Origin of the sequence: Vibrio sp. 661 (assembly GCF_033339315.1) — a bacterium.
GTDB lineage: Bacteria > Pseudomonadota > Gammaproteobacteria > Enterobacterales > Vibrionaceae > Vibrio > Vibrio alginolyticus.
The window spans coordinates 1-2,059 of sequence record NZ_JAWOUJ010000043.1; the positions used below are offsets into that span (position 1 = coordinate 1).

Annotated in this window: 3 protein-coding genes and 1 pseudogene; 1 reads left to right on the plus strand and 3 read right to left on the minus strand. The window is 42.7% G+C overall.

Translation table 11 applies throughout. From position 1 onward, the window contains the following. Positions 1–76: pseudogene (locus R7P69_RS24465) on the minus strand (SMR family transporter); the annotation flags it as partial. Here R7P69_RS24465 and R7P69_RS24470 point away from each other — a divergent pair. Beyond that, a complete protein-coding gene (locus R7P69_RS24470) occupies positions 57–254 on the plus strand; it encodes a cupin domain-containing protein (protein ID WP_000347577.1) in 198 nt (65 codons plus the stop codon). The pseudogene R7P69_RS24465 and the gene R7P69_RS24470 sit on opposite strands and share 20 nt — an antisense overlap. A gap of 568 nt (positions 255–822) precedes the next feature. Here R7P69_RS24470 and catA read toward each other — a convergent pair. Beyond that, positions 823–1,464 carry a type A chloramphenicol O-acetyltransferase gene (gene catA / locus R7P69_RS24475; RefSeq protein ID WP_001011941.1) on the minus strand — a complete coding sequence of 214 codons (642 nt, stop codon included), beginning with the start codon at positions 1,462–1,464 and terminating at the stop codon, positions 823–825. Positions 1,465–1,613: 149 nt separating this feature from the next. Further along, positions 1,614–1,817, minus strand: a complete 204-nt coding sequence (locus tag R7P69_RS24480; RefSeq protein ID WP_197465993.1) for a hypothetical protein — start codon at positions 1,815–1,817, stop codon at positions 1,614–1,616. Positions 1,818–2,059 lie beyond the last annotated feature (242 nt).

Sequence of the window (2,059 nt, forward strand, 5' to 3'; positions counted from 1 at the left end):
CTGTAATTATGACGACGCCGAGTCCCGACCAGACTGCATAAGCAACACCGACAGGGATGGATTTCAGAACCAGAGAACATGTCATTGTACTGGAAGGCGCATTACAACTGCGGCTGGGGGATGAGTGGCACACCGTTTCTGCCGGGGAATCCCTGCGCTTCCATGCGGATATCCCGCACGCTTACGCCAATCCCGGTAAGGCCATTGTGACACTGCATAATCTGATCCATTATCCGCGCCCGGCGGACAAATAAAAAAGCAGGGTATAATAAATATACCCCGCTTTGACTTAACGGATCGTCTTACTTTATTTGTAAAATAAAACCAAAATAAATATGTGTTAAGCTTAACTTATTATATATCATCCTTATACCAACCGGGATGATATGTTTATACTGAACAGAAAAGCATGCCATTCAGAATACTATCTTCTGTTATATATGGCGGTTTATTTATTGTTTAATTACACACACTCAGGCATATCACTATGCTATCGTGATGTTTTCACTGGTGTTGTTACTACTGCCTTTACGGCATTTTGGTGTTGTTCAAAATGACTGTCGCAGCAGTCTTTCTGGTGTCTTAAATACTATTATTATAACTGCATCTGGTGTTGTTAATATTATTGTTACTGCTTACTTTATTATTATTGCTGTCAGTCTTTGCTGTTTCTTTTTTATTAAGGGTATTACCAAACTGCGGGGGCATTATCGTACAGTGATCCTGAACCATTCTGAAACGAAATTACAGATTACGGTTAAAATATAAAAAAAAGCCACCATTCCTGCCGGATACGGTGGCTTAAATACAGAATTAATTAATTTATTTCAGTATGTTATCACACATCAGCTGAAGTGTATTAATAAACCGTGCTGCATGAAAGCCATCACAGACTGCATGATGAACCTGTACAGAAACAGGTAATAATACGCGGTCACCTTCCTGCTGAAACTTTGCCATCGTAAAAACCGGGGCAAAATAATCATCATTTCCGGTGATGTTCAGGTTAAATCCGTCAAAACTCACCCACGGTAATGATGATATATTCAGGTGATTCTCCGGTAAATTTCCCTGCGGAAACAATCTGGTATCATGCTGATATTCTGCCGTTACCGCATTATAACCTGCCATAAACTCACTGAGATCCGGAAAATAACGGCAGGACAGTGCAGAGAATGTTTCGGTTTCTTTATGAAAGACAGTAAAGACCGGGTCTGACTGGTCCCAGTAAATAAGTTCATTGTCTTTCAGTGCCATCCGGAACTCCGGAAACTGATTAACAGCCCGGGAGATCAGGTAAATCATCAGCGGATAAAACTTATAACCTGTCTCCGCCAGTGCGGTACGCAAAGCGGTAATATCGAGTTTGGTGGTCAGGCTGAATCCGCATTTATTCTGCTGACGATAAAGGGCAAAGTGTTCCCTGCGATTCCAGGTATTCAGGTCAATCCGGGTAAAATTCATGGTTATTCCTTCTGATTAATAGTGAAAAATATTAATAATCAGAAGGCAGTCTGGTTGTCTCAATGGGTAACATTCCGTCCTCCGTAAGCTGTTTGGTATTCAGTAATAATACCCTATACGGGCTTAATCTGTATTAAGCCCGGCTTTATTTATTCCGGCCAATCATCCGCAAACACATAGCGGATCAGTTCTGCGGATTCACGGGGCGGTGCTCTCAGCACATCCGCCATTAAATCAATCTCCATCTGACAGGTTTGCAGCTTGTCTTCCGCCGGTACATACGGATCATCCGTCAGGAAACTATCGCCGTATTTATCCATCGACCCCTGTATTTGTGCCGAAAATAAAGTCACGGTACTCTCCGGAGGCCTTTTTCATATCCGGCGGGCCTGACACTTCCGGATGCAGCACACGAAAACAGAAGTCACCGGAACACGCCATTCTGAGAAAACTGTCACTAATCTGTTTTATTCCGCAAACAGAAAACCACCGGATAACCGGGGTATAGGAAGTATAAAGGGTATAGGAAGTATAAACCACCTTTTTGCTCCTCATCCGAAGTATCTTACCTGAAATTCCCTCACTCGTTTACCGC